The sequence below is a fragment of the Corallococcus sp. AB032C genome (assembly GCF_003668935.1).
Classification (GTDB): domain Bacteria; phylum Myxococcota; class Myxococcia; order Myxococcales; family Myxococcaceae; genus Corallococcus; species Corallococcus exiguus.
In genome coordinates, this window is sequence record NZ_RAWP01000018.1 from 37,507 (window position 1) to 54,486 (window position 16,980).

16 protein-coding genes are annotated in these 16,980 nt (G+C 69.9%); 5 read left to right on the forward strand and 11 right to left on the reverse strand.

Going from position 1 to position 16,980, the window contains the following annotated elements; genetic code table 11:
* Position 1: 1 nt before the first annotated feature.
* The 10 genes from uraH to D7X99_RS10695 form a co-directional block, all read right to left on the reverse strand.
* Positions 2-343 (reverse strand): hydroxyisourate hydrolase, encoded by a 342-nt coding sequence (gene uraH / locus D7X99_RS10650; RefSeq protein ID WP_014397447.1) that lies wholly within the window; start codon positions 341-343, stop codon positions 2-4.
* The gene (gene uraD, locus D7X99_RS10655; protein WP_121777671.1) at positions 340-852 is read right to left on the reverse strand and encodes a 2-oxo-4-hydroxy-4-carboxy-5-ureidoimidazoline decarboxylase; all 513 of its coding nucleotides are present in this window, start codon (positions 850-852) and stop codon (positions 340-342) included. Before uraD ends, uraH begins: the two co-directional genes overlap by 4 nt.
* A complete protein-coding gene (alc, locus tag D7X99_RS10660) occupies positions 849-1,871 on the reverse strand; it encodes an allantoicase (RefSeq protein ID WP_121777672.1) in 1,023 nt (340 codons plus the stop codon). Before alc ends, uraD begins: the two co-directional genes overlap by 4 nt.
* Positions 1,872-1,898: 27 nt before the next feature.
* Positions 1,899-3,245, reverse strand: a complete 1,347-nt coding sequence (allB, locus tag D7X99_RS10665; protein ID WP_121777673.1) for an allantoinase AllB — start codon at positions 3,243-3,245, stop codon at positions 1,899-1,901.
* Positions 3,242-4,684, reverse strand: coding sequence for an FAD/NAD(P)-binding protein (locus D7X99_RS10670; RefSeq protein WP_121777674.1), 1,443 nt, complete (start codon positions 4,682-4,684; stop codon positions 3,242-3,244). Before D7X99_RS10670 ends, allB begins: the two co-directional genes overlap by 4 nt.
* Positions 4,685-4,773: 89 nt before the next feature.
* Positions 4,774-5,445: a hypothetical protein gene (locus D7X99_RS10675; protein WP_233613281.1), complete on the reverse strand. Its 672-nt coding sequence runs from the start codon at positions 5,443-5,445 to the stop codon at positions 4,774-4,776.
* Between the two features lie 110 nt (positions 5,446-5,555).
* The gene (locus D7X99_RS10680; protein WP_121777675.1) at positions 5,556-6,683 is read right to left on the reverse strand and encodes a hypothetical protein; all 1,128 of its coding nucleotides are present in this window, start codon (positions 6,681-6,683) and stop codon (positions 5,556-5,558) included.
* A 32-nt stretch (positions 6,684-6,715) separates the two neighbouring features.
* Positions 6,716-7,816 (reverse strand): hypothetical protein, encoded by a 1,101-nt coding sequence (locus D7X99_RS10685; protein ID WP_121754910.1) that lies wholly within the window; start codon positions 7,814-7,816, stop codon positions 6,716-6,718.
* Entirely contained in the window at positions 7,813-9,066 is a 1,254-nt protein-coding gene (locus D7X99_RS10690) for a glycosyltransferase family 2 protein (protein ID WP_121777733.1), read from the reverse strand. Before D7X99_RS10690 ends, D7X99_RS10685 begins: the two co-directional genes overlap by 4 nt.
* Before the next feature lie 194 nt (positions 9,067-9,260).
* Positions 9,261-10,448: a phosphatase domain-containing protein gene (locus D7X99_RS10695; RefSeq protein ID WP_121777676.1), complete on the reverse strand. Its 1,188-nt coding sequence runs from the start codon at positions 10,446-10,448 to the stop codon at positions 9,261-9,263.
* A 104-nt stretch (positions 10,449-10,552) separates the two neighbouring features.
* Here D7X99_RS10695 and D7X99_RS10700 point away from each other — a divergent pair, with 104 nt between their 5' ends.
* A complete protein-coding gene (locus tag D7X99_RS10700; protein ID WP_121777677.1) occupies positions 10,553-11,335 on the forward strand; it encodes a 4'-phosphopantetheinyl transferase superfamily protein in 783 nt (260 codons plus the stop codon).
* Positions 11,336-11,337: 2 nt separating this feature from the next.
* On the opposite strand, the gene D7X99_RS10705 is transcribed toward D7X99_RS10700, so the two are convergent.
* On the reverse strand, positions 11,338-12,108 hold the full coding sequence (locus D7X99_RS10705) for a thioesterase II family protein (protein ID WP_121777678.1): 771 nt from the start codon (positions 12,106-12,108) through the stop codon (positions 11,338-11,340).
* 229 nt (positions 12,109-12,337) lie between these two features.
* On the opposite strand from D7X99_RS10705, the gene cysD reads away from it, so the two are divergent.
* From cysD to D7X99_RS10725, 4 genes are all read left to right on the forward strand, one after another.
* On the forward strand, positions 12,338-13,249 hold the full coding sequence (gene cysD / locus D7X99_RS10710) for a sulfate adenylyltransferase subunit CysD (RefSeq protein WP_167548012.1): 912 nt from the start codon (positions 12,338-12,340) through the stop codon (positions 13,247-13,249).
* The gene (locus D7X99_RS10715) at positions 13,249-14,514 is read left to right on the forward strand and encodes a sulfate adenylyltransferase subunit 1 (RefSeq protein WP_121777679.1); all 1,266 of its coding nucleotides are present in this window, start codon (positions 13,249-13,251) and stop codon (positions 14,512-14,514) included. The genes cysD and D7X99_RS10715 overlap by 1 nt, the downstream gene beginning before the upstream one ends.
* A 10-nt stretch (positions 14,515-14,524) precedes the next feature.
* Positions 14,525-15,085, forward strand: a complete 561-nt coding sequence (cysC, locus tag D7X99_RS10720) for an adenylyl-sulfate kinase (protein WP_121777680.1) — start codon at positions 14,525-14,527, stop codon at positions 15,083-15,085.
* Between the two features lie 99 nt (positions 15,086-15,184).
* Positions 15,185-16,972 (forward strand): ATP-binding protein, encoded by a 1,788-nt coding sequence (locus D7X99_RS10725; RefSeq protein WP_121777681.1) that lies wholly within the window; start codon positions 15,185-15,187, stop codon positions 16,970-16,972.
* The last annotated feature ends 8 nt before the right edge of the window (positions 16,973-16,980 follow it).

Below are 16,980 nucleotides of genomic sequence, written 5' to 3' on the forward strand. Positions count from 1 at the left end.
TTCAGCTTCCCCGGTAGGTGGAGAAGCCGAAGGGGCTCAGGAGCAGCGGGACGTGGTAGTGCTCGTCGGTCGCGGTGACCTCGAACACGACCTGCACATACGGGTAGAAGCCCCGCTGCCCCCGGGCCTGGAACCAGGCCCCGGTGTCGAAGGTGAGGCGGTACACGCCGGGCTGAAGCTTCGTGTTCGCGCCCGACAGGTCCTTCACCCGTCCATCCGCGTTGGTGACGCCCCGGGACAGCTCCCGGAAGTCTTCGCCCGAGCGGGCCTCCAACGTGAGGGAGAGCCCCTCCGCGGGACGGCCCGTGCTCGTGTCCAGGACATGCGTGCTGAGGGTGCTCATGACGCGAGGAGCTTCTCCAGTCGGATGCGGGTGATCTTCGCCTGCTCCCCGGCCGCGATCTTCAGCTCTTCGTCCGGGGTGTGGTGCATGCGGTCCTGGAGCAGGTCCAGCATCTGCGCCGCGCTCTTGCCCGTGGCACAGACGAGGAAGATGAAGCCGTAGCGGGACTCGTAGTCCCGGTTGCCCTGGGACAGCGCCTGCAACACGCCTTCGTCCGCGCCAGCCACGCCCTTCTGCTCCTGCGACGACCACTGCGCGGTGGAGGCGAACTTCTCCCGCAGCTTCGACACGTCGCCGATGCGCGGGTGGTGCGTGAAGGCCTCCTTCCAGTCCTCCGGCCCCGTGCGCGCCCAGGCGTCCACGGCCTCCGCGTACAGGTGCTCCGCGTCGCGGAACGGGCGGACGGCCAGCATCCGCTGGACCCACTTCGTGCTGCCGCAGCAGCGGGTGAAGGCCTCGGTGGCCTCCTCCGTCGTGGCGGTGTTCAGGCGCTCCAGCGGCGTCGTCACGCCGGCTCCCCGAAGAGGCGCAGCCGGCTGACGCCGCCGTCCGGGAAGATGTTGAGGCGCACGTGGGTGATGGGGCCCACGTCCTTCAGCTCCTTCTCGAAGACGTGGCAGTGGTCCGCCTGGAGCTTCGACTGGGGCAACAGCTCCTTCCACGGGAGGTGCGTCGCGTTGGCGAAGTCCAGCAGCGGCTCCTCCAGGTGGATGCCCTCCAGCGAGCAGCGGTCCGGGAAGTTGCCCTTGAAGTAGTGGGTGTCCACCTCCGCGCGGCGCAGCGTGCCCGCCGTGGCCAGCTTCACGACGATCCAGTCGAAGCCCGGCACGCGCTTGCGGCGCGTCTCCCAGCCCTCGCCCATGTTCGCCGCGCGGCCCGGGAAGATGAGGTTGTCCTTCGTGCCGAAGAATTGGTCATTGCACGTGACGACGGAGCCGCCGTTGGCCGCCGCCGCCAGGTCCACCAGCCCGGCCTTCTTGAGGGCGTGCCAGTCCGGCAGCACCTGTCCGTGCACGCGCAGGCGAGCGACGCCGCCGTCCGGGTAGATGTTGAGGCGCACGTGCGTGAAGCGCCGCTCGTTCGCCACCGGGAAGAGGTTGCGCGAACCGCCGCGCAGGCGCTGCTTGGGGACCAGCTCCGTCCAGCGCGACACGTCCTCCGCCAGCGACTCCGCCGACGGGTCTCCGTCCACCTCGCACGCCTCCAGCGAGGCGTACTCGGGGAAGTTGCCGAGGAAGTGGTTGGTGTCCACGTCGATGCCGTGGATGGCGCCGGGCAGGCCCAGCTTCACGATGCACCAGTCGTAGCCGGGCACGCGCTTGCGGCGCGTCTCCCAGCCGTCCATCCACTTGCCGCGCTCCGTGTACTTGTCCGCGATGAAGACGCCGCGCCCGGGCTCCAGCATCGCTTCCTTGGGCGCGAAGAACTCGTCGTTGGCCAGCAGGGCCTTGCCGCCCACCTTGCGTGCGGCGAGATCAATCAAGTCAGCGAAGGCGACGTGCATCGCCCCGGGTGCTTCGGCTTGCATCGGTATTCCTCTCCCGGACCGCCGGGGCTAGCCGCGCGGCAGCCATTGGCCGATGCGCGGGCCCGTCAGTCCCTCGGTGGCGTCGAAGATACGCTGGCCGCGCAGGTATGTCCTCATCACCCGGCCTTCCAGCTCGCGTCCGGCGTAGGGCGTCAGCCGGTGCCGGTGGCGGATGTCCTCTGGCGCCACCTTGAAGCGCGCCTCCGGAGCGAAGACGACGAAGTCCGCGTCCAGCCCGGGCCGGATGGCTCCTTTGCGCCCCGACAATCCGGCCAGCTTCGCGGTGCGGTGCGCCATGCGCTCCACCAGCGCGTCCAGGCCCAGGCCGCGCGCGCGCATGCCCGTCCACACCGCGGACACGCTGAGCTGCAAGCCGGCGATGCCGCCCCACGCGCCGGAGAAGTCCCCGGCCTCCAGCTTCTTGAGCGCGGGCGTGCAGGGCGAGTGGTCCGACACCACCAGGTCGATGAGGCCGCTCTTCACTGCGTCCCACAGCCGCTCGCGGTTGGCCGCCTCGCGGATGGGCGGGGCGCACTTGAAGTGGGTGGCGCCGGCTTCGATCTCCTCCGCCGTGAAGGTGAGGTAGTGCGGGCACGTCTCCACCGTGAAGGGCAGCCCTTCCGCCTTCGCCTTCGCGATGTCGTCCAGCGCGTCCGCCGCGGACAGGTGGACGATGTGCACGGGGCCGCGGTGCTTGCGGCACAGGTCGATCATCATCCGGATGGCGTCCACCTCCCACGCGGCCGGACGGGACGCGAGGTAGCTGGCATACGCGCGCACGTCGCCCGCGAAGGGCGGTTCATGGTCCGTCAGCTCCGCGTGGACCAGCAGCGGCACGCCCGCCTTCGCGAGGATGGGCATGGCCGCGTCCAGCACCTCGCGCGTGGCGGCGGGAAACTCATCCACGCCCGAGTGCACGAGGAAGCACTTGAAGCCCGGCGCGCCCGCTTCGACCATCGCCTGGAGCTCGTGGGCGTTGCCGGGGATGACGCCGCCCCACAGGCCGTAGTCGATGGCGCACTGGCCGGAGGCGGCCTCCGCCTTGGTGCGCAGCGCGGCCAGGGACGTGGTCGCGGGGATGGAGTTGAGCGGCATGTCCACCACGGTGGTGATGCCGCCCGCCGCCGCCGCCGCCGTCGCCGTGGCGAAGCCCTCCCAGTCCGTGCGGCCGGGCTCGTTGATGTGCGCGTGGCTGTCCACGATGCCGGGCAACAGCGCGTCCCGGCCCAGGTCCACCACCTGCGCGTCCTTTGGCACGTCCACCGTCGCGTGGATGCCTTCGATGCGCCCGTCGCGCACCACCACCGCCGCGGCGCGCGTGCCCTCGGGCGTCACCACGCGCTCGCTGCGAAACACGGTTACAGATGCACTCACGTCTCGAACTCCGTCGTCGCGTAGTCCGCGAGCGCGCGGAAGTGGCGCTCGCTGTCATCCAGGTAGAGCTGTTTCGTGATGCCGCCCACCAGGCGGGGCAGGCTGTACTTCATGCCGGAGATGCTGGCGCCGCCGAAGCCCAACGAGAGCAGGCACCCGAAGGTGTAGTTGAACACGCCGCCCAGCCATGGCGCGGTGCCGGGCTGCTTCTCCTGGAACTCGAAGGAGGGGCCCAGGTACGGGTGGCGCAGCAGGTCCGCGTTCCGTTCGTTCTCCGGCGGCGTGAAGCGGTCCTTCCACAGCGCGATGTGCGGGTGCAGCTCCGCCAGCTCCGGCCGCAGCGACAGGTCCGTGGTGAAGCCGGACGCGATGATGAGGAAGTCGAACGCGTGCGTCGCGTGCGGCGTGCGCACCACGGCCATGCCGTCCTGCGCCTTCACCTCCACCCAGGGACTCTCCGCGTGCAGGTGGAAGTGCGGGTGGCGGCGGGCGCGCTCGAAGGTGTCGCGCGGCGGCAGCTGGCCCATGTCGATGATCTGCCGGATGAAGCGCCAGCGCTGCGCGTCCGGCAGGTCGCCGTGGTGGCGCAGGAAGCCCGCGAACTCCGCCCAGCGGTAGGGGTTCACGTTGGGCAGCTTCTTGCGGCGGTAGAACAGGTCCACCTGGCCCACGCCCATCTCCAGCGCCACGGAGGCGTTGTCGAACGCGGAGGCCCCCGCGCCCAGCACTCCCACGCGCTTGCCCTTCAGCGCGGCGAAGTCGATGGGGTCATGCGTGTGTGCCCACAGCGCGCGCGGCAGCGGCTGCACCTCTGGCGGCGCCTCCCAGCGGCCGGAGCCGTCGATGCCGGTGGCCAGCACCACCTTGCGCGCGAGGAGGAACTCCGCCTCGTTGTTGTGCGCGGCGGGGACCTCGAAGCAGTCCAGGTCCGCGCGCCAGCGCAGCGCGCCCGCCTTGGTGCCGCACTTCACCGGGATGCCCAGCACGCGCCGGTACCAGAGGAGGTAGTCCGCCCACAGCTCCTTCGGGATGAGGGCCACCTGCTGGAAGCCCTCCGCGCCGTGCTGCGCTTCGTACCAGGCGCGGAAGGAGAGGTTGGGGATGTTGTAGTCCGCACCGGTGAGGTACTTGGGCGTGCGCAGGGTGATCATCCGCGCGAACGTCTTCCAGGGCCCGTGGAAGCCGTCCCTGCCGTCGTCCAGCACGAGCACGTTCGTCACGCGCTCGCGCATCAGCCCGAACGCGGCCCCCAGCCCGCTCTGGCCTCCGCCCACGATGAGCACGTCCAGGATGGGACGGCCGTCCGGAGTGGAGCGCGGCGGCACCCAGCCGCGGGCAGGGTAGGACAGGATGTCCAGGTCGCGGCGGAGGGCGTCTTCCAACGCCTCCAGGCCCTGCGGTGGACGATACGTCGAGGCCAGCGGATCGCGGTCGGGCATCGGTGCCTCAAGCAACCCACGCCCGGATCTTCCATGCAAGGGGGGCCCCCCAGCCATTCGCCACGACGGGCGGGTTCCAGACGACCGCCTCAGAGGTGCGAGGTGGGGCCGGCCGCCTGGGGCACGAGCAACTCGAAGCGCACGCGCGCGTTGTCCGTGCGCATCCCGGCGGGGCCTTCCAGGCCGAGCGCGTCGGGGGGCAGCAATCCCTCCCAGACGCGCAGGCCGTCCGCGTACACGGTCAGCACGTTCGCGTCGATGCGGGCGCGCAGCACGTGGGACTCACCGGGGGACAACCGATCCAACGGCTCCATGAAGCGCGGCCGCACGGTGGTGTAGCCCGCGTTGCCGCACTCGCCGCTCGCGTGGTCGTCCGGGTTGGACTTGAACTGGACCACGATGCCCGCGGAGGGCGCGATGCGCCACATGGCGTAGATGACGTTGCAGCCGTCACGGGCGCGCAGCTTGAGGCCCACCTGTTCACGCTGCTGGCCCGACGCCAGCGGAACCACCTCGCTGGTGGCGCCCAGCCAGGTGAAGCGCAGCTCCGCCTCGTCCCCCGTCGTCTCCGGGACGACCGCGCGCTGGCGTGGCCCTTCGATGGTGAACTGCGTCCCGTCCTGTTCCTTCTCCTCCTGGAGGTTCTCGACCTGGCCTTCGGTGACGTGCAGCTGCCCCCGCGTGACGGGGGCCAGTCCGTCCTTCGTGGCCGGAGGGTCGGCGCGCAGCGCGCGCGTGCTGGAGGAGGCGGGGGATTCCATGGGCTTCCTCGCGCTGTTGCAGGCGCCGTGGCTCAGGAGCAGTGCGACTGCCCACAGCATCAACACGCCCGATGTCCCGAGCGCCACCCATCGCCGTTGCCTTGCGTCGCTCATGGGCCCGTTTCCCCCAGAAGCGTGCGGAGGGTCTTCAGATGCGCGCCCAGGTAGGCCTGCTCCGCCTGCAGCCGCGCCAGCTCCAGCAGCAGGTAGTCGCGGAAGCGGCGCACCTGCCGCGTCTGCAATTGCTCCACCTCGCGCAGCTGGCCCTGCAGGTCCGACACCAGCGCGGACACCTCGCCCATCCGTTGCTGTTCACTGCGCTCGGTGATGCGCAATTCGCCCAGGAGCTGGCGCACCCGACGGGGCGCTCCATCCACCGCGTCGCGCGACTCCAAACGGCGGCCCTCGCGAGCCTGGGCGTTGGCCCGGCCCTGCCACAGCTGGCCCAGGTTGTAGCCCAGCGTGAGCTGGCCGAAGAGGGGCGTGCTCTGGTCCACGTCGAAGACCTCGTCGTAGCCGCCGCGCACGCTCAGGCGCCACGCGCCCGCCGTGCGCAGGCCGCCGGACAGGACCTCGACTTGATCATCCGCGGCCTCGAAGGCGCTGAGCAGCGTGCCCAGTGTCTGTCCTTCTGGCGGCGCGGGTTCGAGCTCCAGCCGTTCGCGGGCCTGGGCGGTGTCGCGCGCGAGCGAGCGCAGATGATCCAACCGCACCTGCACCGCGTTGAGCTCCTCCAGCGTCGCGCCGCCGTCGCGCAGGTCGTCGCGCAGATGGGCCACCAGCTCCTCCGCGCGGGGCAGGGACGTGGCCAGCGCCCGGGAGCGTGCGTCCAGCGCCGCCGCCTCCCCCAGCCGCGAGCCCTGGTCCACGGCGCTCTGGAGCGCGGCGAGCGCCTGGTAGCGACGACACTCAGCCTCCGCGCGCGAGCGCAGCGTGTGGCCCCGGTAGAGGCCCACGAAGTCGTAGCCCAGCCCCGCGGTGACGCGCAGCTTGGGAGAGCCCAGGGGCGTGTCGTCCGAGCCTCCCATCGCGTCGCCCGCATTCACCGCGCCCACGCTGGCGAACACCTCTGGCGCCAGCTCCAGCACGGCCTCCGCCTTCGCGGTGCCGCGCACGCGTTCGCAGTAGCCCTTCGCGAGGTCTCCCTGGGCCCGCACCGTCCCCGCTTCTTCCGCCGGCGCCACGCCCGCCCACAACCCGAGCCCCAGCAGGGCTCCCCTCGCGAGGCTCGTCCGCATCCTCCGCTTCCTTTCCGATTTCACGACGGGGTTCACAGCATCAACGGGGGATGGCCCAGGTGAAGCAGCGGCTCGCGCGCGCTTGGCGCATCCCGAAGCTGGAGTTCCACCATCACGCCCCGCAAGTGGTACTGGCGGATGGGGTGCTGCTGGGAGATCTCACCCTCCAGCACGGGCCCCACGACGCCCACCTCGCGGCACCAGAAGATCTTGAGCGCGCAGGTGTAGAGCGGGGTGCCGGCCCGGGCGTTGGGCAGGTTCTCGTAGGGCACGAAGGCCACGTTGAGGTTCTGCTCCACCGCCTTCAGGTACGGCGAGCCATGCACCACCTGGAGCAGGTGGTCGAAGCGGCGGATGCGGTCGTCCAGCGCGCGCACGTCCGCCTCCAGGCTCTTGCGCTGCGCGTCCGCGCGGGCCAGCGCCAGCACCGACTGCGTGTATTCACGCTCCAGCAGCAGCGTGTCCGTCGTCAGGCCTTCGGAGGCGGTGTCGCGGCCCAGGCCGTTCTCCGCGGCGGTGAGCCCCTCACTCTCGCGCCGGAGCGTGTCCAGGCGCATGTCCAGGTCCACCGTCTCCTGCGCCAGGGACAGGTTGCTCTGCGCCATCTGCGCCAGGTGGTGGTTGGCGGTGAGCACGTCCTCCCGCTCCATCAGCTTCGCGCCGTAGAGCGCGTTCGTCCGCGTGCGGGACAGGCCGCTGAACGCGCGGTTGGACTCGGCGATCTCCTCACCCGTGCGCAGGTACTCCTGGCGCAGCGCGGACAGCCGCCTCGCCAGCCGGTCGCGGGAGCGCTTCTCCCCCTTGAGCGCCACCACGAAGCGCTGCTGGAAGGACCGCTCCGCGGCCACGGTCCGCTCGGCCTCCAGGAGCCGGTCCGACGCCTCTCGCCTTCGGGCCATCAACCCGTCCCGCTCCGACTCCTGCTGCGCCGCCTGCGCGTTGAGCGCCAGCACGTTGGGGTCGGTGGGAGACAGGATGGTGGGCGCCGCCCAGCTGTTGCTCGCCAGGAAGAAGCCCTGCACCACGAGGAACGACATCAGGCCCAGGAGGATCAGCGCCAGCAGCACCGAGCCCATGAACTTGTAGGCGGTCACCGCGATGGAGTTGAGCCGGTTGGCGACCTGCTGGTTCATGACGGGGTTCCTTCGCCTGCGGAGTTGGACGTGAGCTTCGCGGGGGCGGGAACGGGGGAGGGCGCCGGCGCCGTCGTGGGACTGCCGCGCGTCTCCCAGCTCCCGGAGTCGAGCGTCAGCAGCGCCAGCGGCGTGAAGAGCGCGTACGTCACCGGCATGAGCAGCGCCATGGGCAGGAAGCTCGCGGGGTGCACGCGCCGGTCCTCCGGCAGGTAGCGCGTCTCCATCCGGTAGATGAAGCCCAACAGGCCAATCACCAGGAAGTGGAACGCGAGGATGTCCCAGAACTCGCCGTTGAGCAGGTTGTGGACGATGACCACCGGGTACGCCAGCAGCAGCGCCAGCTGCGATACGTAGTGCACGGTGATGACCGGGTGCAGCCGCCACGCGTGCGACAGGCCGCAGATGAGGTCCACCAGGTTGGAGCGCCGCCAGCGCAGCTGCTGGCTGAAGTAGCCCGCGAGCGTGGAGGGCGCGGCGGTGAAGCAGTACGCGTCCAGCGTGTAGACCGTCTCGTAGTCGTGCTTGACGATCTGCCGCGTGAGGAAGCGGTCCTCGCCGTACTTGATGGGGATGCCCGCGATGGCGCGCGCCTCCAGGATGGGCTCCAGCTCCATCAGCACCGACCGGCGATACGCCGTCAGGCAACCAGACAGGCACATCACCTGGCGGAACGAGCGCTCCAGGTCCTTCAGCCACTTCTGGGCGAAGTGGAACTTGATTTCAATCATCCGCGTCAGCCAGTTCTGGTGACGGTTGATGACGAAGGTGCGCCCGCCCACCGCGGCGACGTTCGGGTGCACGAAGCGGCGGATGAGCTGGCGCACGGCGCTCTTCTCCACCACGACGTCGGAGTCCACGGAGACGATGATCTCCGCGTCCGTCGCGGCGCGGACGCCCCGGTTGATGCCCTTGCGCTTGCCCATGTTCTCCGGGTTGTGCATCACCCGGACATTGGGGTGGCCCTCCGCGGCCTTGGTGGCCCACGCGACGCTGTCGTCGCGCGAGCAGTCATCCACGACGATGATTTCGGTGAGCTCGCTGGGGTAGTCCTGGTCCAGCAGCGCCCTGACGGTGTGGAAGATGCCCTGGCCTTCGTTGAACAGCGGAACGACGATGGCGACCTTCGGGCGGAAGGTGTCGTCCACCCGTTCGAACCGCCGCCCCTTCAGCCGCCGCAAGAAGGGGCCGAGGATGTAGCGGTTCATCAAGACGACGATGAACAGCAAATGGATGGGAAACAGTTCCATCGGTCCCGCGCGCCCCTTCACGCCCCGGAAGGGCCCCGGGAACCTCCCGGAGCCCTTCCTTCCGTCCCCAGACGGCCGCTCCACCCCTGTGAAGCGCCCGGAAGGTTGGGGTGCCTCGTACGTCCCGCCAACTGTCCGGGACCGGTGGGCTGCCCGGTGATGGAAACCGTGCGGCGCGGGCCTTCAGCGCGGGCTCAGAGCGTCCGCAACAGGGCCAGGTCGTGCTCCAGCTCCGCCTCCCGCGCCTGACGCAGGGCCGGGGAGGGGAAGGCGATGGCCGCCATTGATTCGGTCGCGGCGGCGGCGATGCGGTCCACGCCGTCGCGGGAGATGACGCCCGCGTGGAACGCGTCCACCGCCGCGCCCACGTACGTGTCGAAGAAGAAGACGTGCTTCGCGCGCCAGGCGTCCCGCTGCTCCGGCGGAGTCGCCACCACGTCGTGGATGAACACGGCGCGCACTGCCTGGGGCAGGGACTCGCGCATCCTCGCGCCAAACTCCACGTCGCCCTGGCCGCTGTCGCCCACGAAGACGAAGCCGTACTCGGGGAAGAGGCGCGCGTACTGTTCGAAGTTCTCGAACTTCTTCTGAGCGATGCGCGTGTTGCCCACGAGGTAGAAGAAGCTGCCGGAGAGCATCACCGCCAGCGGCACGCCGCGTTTGCTCAGCGAGTCCAGCGTCGCGTTCTCGATGAGGCCCAGCGGATCCTGTGGGCGGGCGCTCACGAAGACCAGGTCGCCCGCTCGGCCCGGGATGATGCCCGGCCCCCGGTCCAGCTCCTGGTAGAACGCGAGCACGCCCGGGTACACCGTCTTCGGCGGGTAGCGCTGGTCCACCCAGTTGGCGAAGAACGTGTCGTCGATGTCGCTCAGGACCTTGTTCTCACCGCTGGGGAAGGCGTCCGCCTCGCGCTGGAAGTGGGCGAGCAGTTCGGTGCGCACCACCACGTCGTCCACGTCGTCGAACACCAGCTTGTGCAGGTCGTGGTACTCGCCGCCCGCCTCCAGCAGGTTCTTGAACCCGGTCAGCTCTCGGCCCTTCAGTCCCAGGAACAGGTCTCGCAGCCGCGCTTCCGCCTGCGCGGGCGTGGCGCCCTTCTGGAGCGCGGTGGCCAGCGACGCGCGCACCGGCAGGGACAGCTCCGCCGCGCGGCGCGTGCACAGCAGGTCCAGGAGCGCCGTGTGGTTATCCGGTCCCACCAGCCGGTCGTCCAGGTCCGACAGCAGGCGCACCAGGTCCACGTTGGACAGGAGGAAGTTCAGCTCCTCGCTGGTGGCGCCCTCCAGCAGGTCCAGGATGCGGCGCTCGTCGTTCCGGTCCGTGTGGCCCGTCATGTCCCGGCGCAGCGCCTGGAGCTTCGTCGTCGCGGTGGTCAGGTCCATGCGTGTCTCTCCCCCTGGGCTTGGGGCCGTGAAGCCTACGCGTCCGCCGAGCGGCCGGACCAGCCCCCGTGACAGGCGCGGCGGTTCCTGATTGCCTGCACGACATGACGGTGTCCCCCTCCTCCACGCCCCTCGACCTGCGCCCCGACGAGGTCCACGTGTGGATCGTCGAACCCGAGCGCATCGACGACCCACGCCTCCTGGAGGCGTACAAGGCCCTGTTGGACCCCAGCGAGCGCGAGCGGCAGCGGCGCTTCCACTTCGAGCGGCACCAGCGGCAGTACCTGGTGTCCCACGCGCTGGTGCGGCTGACCCTGTCGCGCTACGCGCCCGTCGCGCCGGAGGCCTGGCGCTTCGTCCCCAACGAGTACGGCCGTCCCGCCATCGTGGGCCCCGAAGGCCAGTGGCTGCGCTTCAACCTGAGCCACACGGACGGCATGGCCCTGGTCGCGGTGGGCCGGGACGTGGACCTGGGCGCGGACATCGAGGACGCGGAGCGGCCCGGCGAGACGGTGGAGATCGCCGACCACTACTTCGCGAAGACGGAGGTGCAGGCCCTGCGCTCTCTGCCCAAGGAGCGTCAGCGCGAGCGCTTCTTCGAGTACTGGACCCTGAAGGAGGCCTACATCAAGGCGCGCGGCGCGGGCCTGTCCCTGCCGTTGGATCAGTTCGGCTTCGACCTGGTTCCGGAGCAGATGCCCCGCATCAGCTTCGACCCGCGGATGAACGACCTGCCGGACGTGTGGCAGTTCATGCAGCACAAGCCGTCCGCCCGGCACCAGGCGGCGTTGGCCTTCCGCAGGCCCCGGAGCGGGGCGCTCACGGTGCGCTGGCAGCACACCGTGCCGCTGGCCGGGGACATGGCCCCGGTCATCAAGACGGCCTGACTCTACGCCGCGGTCATCCAGCGCGTCAGGTCCTCGCGCACGGCGGCCAGCACCGGCGGCCCGTGCGTGCGGATGAAGAAGTGGCCTCCCTCGAAGTGGCGGAGGCGCACGTCGGCGGTGGACTCCGCGCGCCAGTGCTCCATCACGTCCAGGCCCACGTGCTTGTCACCCTTGCCCGCGTACACGGACAGCGGGATGTCCAGCGGGGCCGTGTCCTTGCCGTTCTCCGACCAGGCCAGCGCGAAGTCCGCGCGCAGCGTGGGGAGGATGAGCTCCAGCAGCTCCTTGTGCTGGAGGACCTCCTCCGGCGTGCCGTCGTACTCGCGCAGCTTCGCGATGAAGCCCGGATCATCCAGCGTGTGGATGGGCTCCCGGTCGTTGTGCGACGGCGGGGGCGCCGCCGCGGCGATGAAGCCCAGCGGCTTCGGGCCACCCTGGCGCTTCAGCGTCCGGGCCACCTCCAGGCCGATGCGCGCCCCCATGCTGTAGCCGAACAGCGCGAAGGGCCGGTCCATCAGCGGCGTCAGCGCCGGCATCAGCACGTCCATCAGCTCCGGCATGGACTTGAGCGCGGGCTCCATCAGGCGCCGCTCGCGCCCGGGCAGCTGCACCGCGCACAGCTCCACGCCCGTGGGCAGCGCCATGCCCCAGGACTGGTAGATGGCCGCGCTCCCGCCGGCGAACGGCAGGCAGAACAGGCGCAGGCGCGGCTCCGGGAGCGGCTTGCGGGACGGGAACCAACGGTCGAGGACGGGAGGGGTTGCGCTTGCCATGGCGCGGCCGTCTATACCATGCGCGCCCCTCACGGAAACCGCCTCCCGCACACCGCGTGGGGGCCCCGGGCACGCACCGGGAGTGGGGCCGTGAAACATCCATCCCAGCAGGTCCTCCGGCCATGTTTCATCGCCCCCTCCGGCATGTCGCATCCGGCGTGTCTCACACTCGCGGAAGCGGAAACCTTCACGGCCACGGTTGGGCGTGGGAAGGGTTGTGGTAGCTTGCCTGACCGTGAGCTACGAGCTTTCACATCTTGAGGCGCTGGAAGCCGAGTCCATCTTCATCATCCGGGAAGTCGCGGCGGAGCTGGACCGGCCGGTGCTGCTCTTCTCCGGTGGGAAGGACTCCGCGGTGATGTTGCACCTGGCGGTGAAGGCCTTCTGGCCCGCACCGCTGCCGTTTCCGCTGATGCACGTGGACACGGGGCACAACTTCCCGGAGGTCATCCAGTATCGCGATGAACGGGTGGCGGAGCTGGGCGCGCGGCTCATCGTCGCGTCCGTGCAGGAGGCCATCGACGCGGGGAAGCTGACGGAGGAGAAGGGTCCTCGCGCGTCCCGCAACCGCCTGCAGACGCAGCCCCTGCTGGAGGCCATCGAGAAGAACGGCTTCAACGCCGTCTTCGGCGGCGCCCGGCGCGACGAGGAGAAGGCCCGCGCGAAGGAGCGCGTGTATTCCTTCCGCGACGAGTTCGGCCAGTGGGATCCGAAGAACCAGCGGCCGGAGCTGTGGTCGCTCTACAACGGCCGCCACCGCCGGGGTGAGCACCTGCGCGTGTTCCCCCTGTCCAACTGGACCGAGCTGGACATCTGGCAGTACATCGGCCGGGAGAACGTGGCGCTGCCGTCCATCTACTACACGCACCGGCGCGAGGTGTTCCGCCGGGACGGCATGCTGATGGCCTGGTCGCCCTTCATGTCCATGATTCCCGGCGAGACGGTGACGACGGAGACGGTGCGCTTCCGCACCGTGGGCGACATGACGTGCACCGCGTGCGTGCCGTCCACCGCGTCCACGGTGGCGCAGGTCATCGATGAGGTGACGGCCTCCCGCGTGACGGAGCGTGGCGCCAGCCGCGCGGACGACAAGTTCTCTGAGACGGCGATGGAAGACCGCAAGCGCGAGGGATACTTCTAGTGGAACTGCTGAGATTCGCGACCGCGGGCTCCGTGGACGACGGCAAGAGCACCCTCATCGGGCGGCTGTTGTACGACACGAAGTCCATCCTCGAGGACCAGCTCGCCGCGGTGGAGCGCACGAGCCACGCCCGGGGCGACGAGTACGTCAACCTGGCGCTGCTGCTGGACGGCCTGAAGGCCGAGCGCGAGCAGGGCATCACCATCGACGTGGCGTACCGCTACTTCTCCACGGCGCAGCGCAAGTTCATCATCGCGGACACGCCCGGACACCTGCAGTACACGCGCAACATGGTGACGGGCGCGTCCACGGCGGACCTGGCGCTCATCCTGGTGGACGCGCGCAAGGGCGTGCTGGAGCAGACGCGCCGCCACGCGTTCATCGCGTCGCTGCTGCGCGTGCCGCACCTGGTGCTGTGCGTGAACAAGATGGACCTGGTGGACTACGACCAGGGCGTCTTCGACCGCATCCGGGAGGAGTTCCGCCAGTTCTCCATGAAGCTGGACGTGTCCGACCTGTCGTTCATCCCCATCTCCGCGCTGGGCGGGGACAACGTGGTGACGCGCTCGGAGAAGATGCCCTGGTACCAGGGCCCCACGCTCCTGCACCACCTGGAGAACGTGCACATCGCGTCCGACCGGGACCTCATCCACCTGCGCTTCCCCGTGCAGGGCGTCATCCGGCCCGCGTCCGCGAAGAAGTTCCACGACTACCGCGCGTACTCCGGGCAGCTGTTGGGCGGCGTGATGCGCCCGGGCGACGAGGTGATGGTGATGCCGTCCGGCTTCACGACGCGCATCAAGTCGCTGGAGCTGGCCGGCAAGCCGCTGACGGAGGCGTTCCCTCCCATGTCGGTGAACGTGTCGCTGGCGGAGGAGCTGGACATCAGCCGCGGCGACATGTTGTGCCGCCCGGGCAACCCGCCCACCGCGAGCCAGGACATCGACGCGATGGTGTGCTGGCTGTCGGACGCGTCGCAGCTCAACACCGGGTCCCGGCTGGCCATCAAGCACACCACCCGCATGGCGCGCGCCATGGTGAAGCAGCTGCACTACCGGCTGGACGTCAACACGCTGCACCGCGACGACCAGAGCCCCGGCTTGAAGCTCAACGAGGTGGGCCGGGTGACGCTGCGCACGACGGTGCCGCTCTTCTTCGACGAGTACCGGCGCAACCGCAGCACCGGCAGCTTCATCCTCGTGGACGAGGGCACCAACGCCACCGTGGGCGCGGGGATGATCAACGGTCCCGCGGTGGACAGGTAGGGGAATGGCGATGCAACAGCGTCCGGGCTTCATCCTCTGGTTCACTGGCATGTCCGGCGCGGGCAAGAGCACGCTGTCCAGCGCGGTGGCACGGCAGCTGTCGCCCGTGCAGCGCGTGGAGCTGCTCGACGGGGACGAGGTGCGCACGTACCTCTCCCGCGGCCTGGGCTTCAGCCGCGCGGACCGCGAGGAGAACGTCCGGCGCATCGGCTACGTGGCGCGCGTGCTGGCGAAGCACGAAGTGGGCGTCATCACCGCCGCCATCTCGCCGTACAAGAACTCCCGGGACGAGGTGCGCGCCCTGGCCACCCAGGCCGGCATCCCGTTCCTGGAGTGCTACGTCCAGGCCAGCCTGGACGCGCTCATCGCCCGCGACGTGAAGGGGCTCTACAAGAAGGCCCTGGCCGGGGAGATTCCGCACTTCACCGGCGTGTCGGACCCGTACGAGCCGCCCGAGTCCCCGGAAATCACCGTCCGCTCCGACGCGGAGACGGTGGATGCGGGGCTGGAGCGCATCCTCGACACGCTGCGCGACCGGGGGCTCTTGGCTCCGGCCGCGAGCGCCGCTTAAGGCAAGGGCCCGCCGCCCCGGCTGAATCCGACGGGGCGGTTCGCGCGCGTCCTTTTCGGCTAGGCTTGCGACCCTGGAGGGGGTCTGAAGGCCGTGCCGATGCTCGTCTACAACCCTGGGCAACCGGATGAGCTGTCCTACCCATTGGGGGACGTGCCCATCACCATTGGCCGCGCGGACGACCAGGGCATCTGCATTCCCCACCGCAGCCTGTCGCGCCAGCACGCCCGCATCGAGTCCTCCGACGGGCGCTTCTTCGTCACCGACCTGCAGAGCAAGAACGGCACGTTCGTCAACGGCGTGCAGATCCGCCGCAAGGAGCTGCGCCCCGGCGACACGCTGACGCTGGGCGAGCTCGTCTTCCTGCTCACCCACGAAGCACCACCGGCCGCACCCGCGGGCCCGCCCGGCTCGGCGTCCGGCGCGCCCGACGAACCCCGTCCCCAGCTCACGCGCGCGCTCACCCGCGTGCCGCTGAAGACGCTGGTGAAGGCGGTGTCCGGTTCGGAGAAGTCCGCGGAGGAGGCCCCCGGCACGGCCACGCGCGCCCGCGAGCGGATGCGCATCCTCCAGGAGGTGGCGAAGCTCTTGTCCGTCACGGACGACCTGGAGTCGCTGCCCGGTAGGGTGCTGGACCTGGCGTTCCAAATCCTCCACGTGGAGCGGGGCGTCATCCTGCTCATGGACGAGGGCACCGGGAAGCTGGAGCCGCGCGTGACGAAGACGGCCGAGGGCACGGCCGTGCGCGGGCCCATCTACAGCCAGAACATCGTGGACTTCGTGCTGCGCCGGAGCGTGGCGGCGCTCTTCTCCGACGCGGTGAATGATCCGCGCCTGGGCGCCGCGGAGTCCGTCATCTTCAGCTCCATCCGCGCCTCCATGTGCGTGCCGCTCAAGCCCCGCGACGAGGTGCTGGGCGTGCTGTACGTGGACAACGTCTCCACGCCCAAGAGCTTCTCCGAGGACGACCTGGAGTTCCTCGTCGCGTTCGCGGGACAGGCGGCGCTCGCGCTGGAGAACGCGCGGCTCTACCGCCGCATCGAGCAGGAGACGGTGCAGCGCATGCAGCTCATCATGGACGCGAAGCTGGCCTCGCTCGCGGCGCTGGTGGGCGGCATGGCGCACGAGCTGCGCAACCCGCTCAACTTCATCAGCAACTTCGCCGGCCTCTCCGTGGGCCTCACGGAGGATCTGGCCAGCGTGCTGGAGCCGCAGCGCGAACGGCTGCCCGAGGACTCCGTGCGCGACGTGGACGAAGCGCTCGCGTGCCTGCGCACCAACGTGCGGAAGATCAACGAGCACGGCCGCCGCGCGGACGCGCTCATCCAGAACATGCTCCAGCACGCGCGCCGCTCGCCCGGCCTGCGCGAGCAGGTGGAGCTGAACGCGCTGGTCGCGGAGAGCATCGCGCTTGGACAGGGCGGCATGCGCGGCGAACCCCTGACCGTCCGCCTGGAGGCCGAGTACGACCCGGCCGTGGGACGGCTGGAGTTGAGTCGCGCGGACGTGGGCCGCGTCATCATCAACGTCGTGGACAACGCGCTCTACGCCATGCGTCAGAAGCGCCAGACGCAGGGGGCCACGTACGTGCCGGTGCTCAAGGTTCGCACCCTCGCGCGTCAGGAGCAGGTGGAGGTCCGGTTGCGCGATAACGGGCCGGGCATCCCCGCGGAGAGTGCGGGAAGAATCTTCGACCCCTTCTTCACCACGAAGCCACCGGGGCAGGGGACGGGGCTGGGGCTGTCACTCAGCCATGACATCATCGTGCAGGGCCACCAGGGCACGTTCCGCATGGAGTCGGTGCCGGGTGAGTTCACGGAGTTCGTCATCACCCTGCCCAGGCGGGGGGGACGGTCATCAATGGAGCGAGGCTCGGGAACGCGATGAAGAACCCA